The following is a 4,424-nucleotide window of genomic DNA, read 5'->3' as shown; positions in this document are numbered from 1 at the left end:
CGCCCGCCGAGCGGCGGACGCGCCTGGCCGACCTTGCCCACCGGCTCGGCCACCGTCATCCGACAGCGTGGGCAAAAGAGATCATTTCTGCCATCCGGGGAACGGAGCGCATCCCTTGGCCATCCCGGCAGGCTCCTGTTCACAGCGGTGGCCATGGCAGCGGCGACGGGTACGCGGCCCGCAGCCGTTGCTGAGCCTCACGGCAGCCGCCGGGAGGCCGGGCGGCCGAGAAGCCGGGCCGGGCGGCCGAGAGGTGGTCGAGGCCGAGGAGCGCGGCCCCGACCACCGGAGGAGCGACCAGCAGCCGAATCTCGGCGAGCGGCGCGCAGGCGGCCAGCCGGGCGGTGAGGTTGTCCAGCAGCAGCGGCTGGTGGGAGGCCAGCATGCCACCGCCGAGGACGAGCGGGGTCGGCGTGTCGAGCAGGTCAAGCCGGGTGAGCGCCACCAGAGCGAGCCGGACGATCTCGTCGGCCTGACGGTCGATCAGACCGAGCGCGGCCGCGTCGCCCGCCGCGGCCGTGGCGAACAGAAGCGGGATGATCTCATGAAGCCTGTCCTGCTCGATCTCGCCGAGGTGGACCGCCTCGGCGAGGCGGGTCGCGCTCGACAGGTTGAAGTGCGCGGCGATGGCGGACGCGAGCGCGGTCGTCGCACCGCGACCATCCTCCGCCCGGACGGCGTGCCACATGCACTCCACCGCCAGCGCCTCGCCGCCACCCCAGTCACCGGTCAGCCGTCCGAGAGCGGGGAAACGCACCGTCCGGCCGTCCGGCACCAGGCCCACGCAGTTGACTCCGGCGCCGCAGACCACAGCGACCCCGCACGCGTCGTCCGTCCCGGCCCTCAGCACAGCGAAGGTGTCATTGCGGACGGACACCGACCGCGTCCAGCCCTGCTCCTCGATGGCCTTCCGCAGCCGCTCCTCCTCCACCGGCAGGTCGGCATTGGCCAGACAGGCGCTGGTGTGCTCCGCCACGGGGTTTTCCTCCGACGGTAACCCGGCCTGCGCGGCGGCGGTCCGGACCAACGGCGCCAGCATGGCGACCGCGGCCTGTGCCCCGACCAGATGCGGTCGGAAGCCACCGCCACGGGCACTGCCCAGGACGGTGCCGTCCGCGCCGATCAGAAGGACGTCGGTCTTGCTGTTGCCGGTGTCGATGGCGAGCACTCCAGGCAGACTGGGTCTGGTAGGCAAGCGGATTCGCCCTTTCGGATCGATGTTTCCCGGACGGGACGGGGCGTCGACGCGCCCACCAGGGAGCGCGGTCACTTCGGGGGCAGCCCGGACGCGACTGAGCGCTCCCGGGTGTTCGGCGGGACCGACGAGCACGGCTCGCGCCAGCCAGCGCCCTAAAGATCTTCGTCCGCCGGGGCCCGCCCCCTGGATCCAGGGATTTGGAGGAACCTCGGAACACACCCGGCCAGAGCCTGCGCACACGGGCGCGACCAGCACCGACGGGTGGACCGCTAGCACGACCGGATACCGGTCGTGCGCCGTCCGCATGTCCGGTCAACCTGTCGTGGAAAGCCATCCGAAGCCAGGCAAGATCGAAATTTGCGGTTCCGCGGCCGACGAACTCGCTGTCCATATGGCGAAAGTAGCCATTCGGTTACGCTTCGTCGAGGCGTGTTCTTGACGGAGGAAGCACGCTCAGGACGCGGTCGACAGCCTCCGGTAGGAAGCATGAATCGCCGCGAACCCGCGAGCCGGACCCGTCCGACCCGGACAGGAAAGAAGGCCAGCAGCCGCTAACCGAACACCGATAAGATCAACGCTGGAAGCCAGGCTCTTAGCGTCTTCCCGAATGCCCGAAACCAGCCCCTCCGTGGTCCAGCAATTCACTCCTCAGAATACGATCTTCGCGAACTGCACCCTTTTGCGTCAATGGTTTGAAGCTCATCGAGTGTGCACGACTGTCGATGGGCTTGGCGTCCCGCCCGGAGAGAGCGCCCGTCGCTATAACCGTCGAGGTAGCCGAGTAGCTGGGCTTTACCCTATCTGTAAAATCCCACCGAGAAAAATCGAGAACAAGAGGAACTGACCTGTCCACTTGAATGCTTCTGTTGTCGAGCGGCGGCGCCATGCGGTGTCCCTGTCCCATACGGCGGCGTGGGCGATTGCCCACGCATAAATGAAAAGCCCACCCGAAGAGTACTCCATGTATCTTGCCGGCGTATCCGGAACAAGCACGGAGATTAGCACGAGGAGAAGGCCGGCCGCGACGATGGCAGCGATTACCCGAGTCGCAGATACAACCATAGGTATCACGCTGGACACGCCGGATGTGGAAGGCAATGGTCTACGTCCAAAAATTTGCGAGAATGACAACGTCCCCGCTCTGAATAACCTGTACGCTGTCGCGACCTTATTGTAGGCTGTCCGTATTTCTCTCGGTATATCCGCTAAAACGGTCCGTGGAGGGCGCGCAAACCCTCGACGGTAAAGGAGTGTCGTACGACCAGAGCGGTTGCTGAAAAATCCCGCGCCATGGACGTCATCGCGCTCAACAATCCGCCCTCGTCGTTCGACTTCCCATCGTCTAATTTTCCTTGGATTGACTAGGTGCTGGTCCGTTCGACGGCGCCACACGCGAGTATGCTGCCAGCATCGGTGCCACTCTCCGGCGGTAATCCGGCGGCACGGTTGATCACGAGTGGTCTGGTATTCGCACAGAATTGGAAAAGCGGTTCCGCGCATCCACCATATTAAGCTGCTTAGCAGCCAGAGAAAGAGCGGCAGAAAAAGGATGAGCGCGAGGGGTCAGGGGAAGCCGAACTCACCGTTAAGCCAAGACGCGAACGTGCGGAGCGCGCTCGCCAGAGCAAGCAGGAAATTTTCTGCCACATTCGGATAGTAGACATGCACCGTCCGTTACGGAAGATGGGTTAGTGAACGCCCCTGTGTCGGATGGACGACAGACGGTGCTCGTCGAGCGCCGAGTGTAGGCAGTGTCGTTGTCGACGGTGCTACTCGGCGTAAACCCCTGCCTTACAAAGTCGGTCTGGTTCGTCAGCCGACGTCCGTGTTCGTCCGCACAGTCGGCGGGGCCTGGGCGCCGGTTCCGCCGTCGACCATCGCCGTCCGTGGACGTCCGCCGGCTTGGCTACACGATTGGCTACATTCCGATGGTCCACTTGGCATCGATGAAGCCCCGTTCAGGAGACCGGCGTCAGCAGCGACAACCACCACGACATCCGGTGGCAAGCCGTTCGGCGGTGCTGGTCCGGATGCGGGGTCGGGGATCTCCCACGGGCGCGGAGCCAAGCGGAGCAGATGGCCAGGGATGCGGAGGCCGTCGGCGATACGCTCGATCGGGTGAATGGAGATGATGCGTTCCTTGTCGCGCATGACCCGACTGATGCGGCTCTGGGTGAGTCCTTCCACAGGGGAGGCGATGCGGTTCTGGCTGGCACCGTCGTACTGCTTCATCAGCCGGAAGGCCGCGCCGAAGTCACGGGCGCGCAGCGCTGCGCACATTTCGTCCCGTTCGAGTAACTGCCAGGAAACCCTGTAGAGGCCGTTGGCGGGCGGCATCTCGCCCTCCCGGGGTGCGGCCGACATCCGGGTCGGCGGTGTGCGGGACGGAATGCTGACATCGTTTGCGATGGGATATATTAGCCATCCTTCATGATCGACGATTTTCGGGCGATCCAGGCGTCGAGATCCTCGTCTCAAGCGGCAGGCGGGTGAACCGGATCGGTGAGCGGCCGGCGAGCATGGGTGGACGGCATCCTTGGCCGGTTGGCTCCGTGGACTCGGCCGGATGCTACGGAACGTGATGATGGTATGGGTGGCGTCGGAGCGCCCGAGTGCTGATCGTTTTCAATTGCAGTACAAACTGCAGTACTGAAGATCAGAAAAGCCCAGAGCCCGCGCCGTGTGATCGGCTGCGGGGCTCTGACCTGCCTCAACCAGCGTGCGCTCGGCGGCGCACTCCGAACATCCCCAACTGCCATGGCCGTTGTCGCTACGTACCGCATCGACATTCATACTTGACGTGTCTGGTAGTTAAACGACTGGTAGCAGGGATCGGTGGTCCACCGGCCCCGGTCACATCCCGCTCGGACTTCGGCGTGATACCCGGCAGCTCCGCGATCACGATCACAGCCGGGCCCGTGCCGGCTCGGTGCACCGTCCGCGTCCTGCCGTCGTGAGTGAAGTCCTCCGTCTCGAAATCGACGAGACCGTCGCGGCCATGGCAGGCAGTCAACCAGAACGCCCACGCTCCAGACAGCCGCGGCAAAGCCCGCACCGCCCGACGGCCTCGTCGACCAGCTTCAGCAGCTCGGAAACACCGTCTACGGACAGTCCCACCTTCGGCGTGCCGCCGGTATCCGTCCAGGTCAGGCCATGCTCCGGCCACGGCCAGAAATGATCGATCGGGCCTGACAACTATGAAATGAGCCAGGCATAGCTGCCCCGG

At 64.9% G+C, this 4,424-nt stretch carries 2 protein-coding genes; both read right to left on the bottom strand.

Features of this window, described 5'->3' with window-relative positions; genetic code table 11:
• Nucleotides 1–139 precede the first annotated feature (139 nt).
• Nucleotides 140–1,504 (bottom strand): N-acetylglucosamine kinase, encoded by a 1,365-nt coding sequence (locus FrCorBMG51_RS31445; protein ID WP_235433640.1) that lies wholly within the window; start codon nucleotides 1,502–1,504, stop codon nucleotides 140–142.
• Between the two features lie 1,506 nt (nucleotides 1,505–3,010).
• Nucleotides 3,011–3,535 carry a helix-turn-helix domain-containing protein gene (locus tag FrCorBMG51_RS25400; RefSeq protein ID WP_052914730.1) on the bottom strand — a complete coding sequence of 175 codons (525 nt, stop codon included), beginning with the start codon at nucleotides 3,533–3,535 and terminating at the stop codon, nucleotides 3,011–3,013.
• Between the last annotated feature and the right edge of the window lie 889 nt (nucleotides 3,536–4,424).

It is taken from the genome of Protofrankia coriariae, from assembly GCF_001017755.1.
Classification (GTDB): Bacteria; Actinomycetota; Actinomycetes; order Frankiales; family Frankiaceae; genus Protofrankia; species Protofrankia coriariae.
This window is presented reverse-complemented; position numbering and strand designations above follow the sequence as displayed.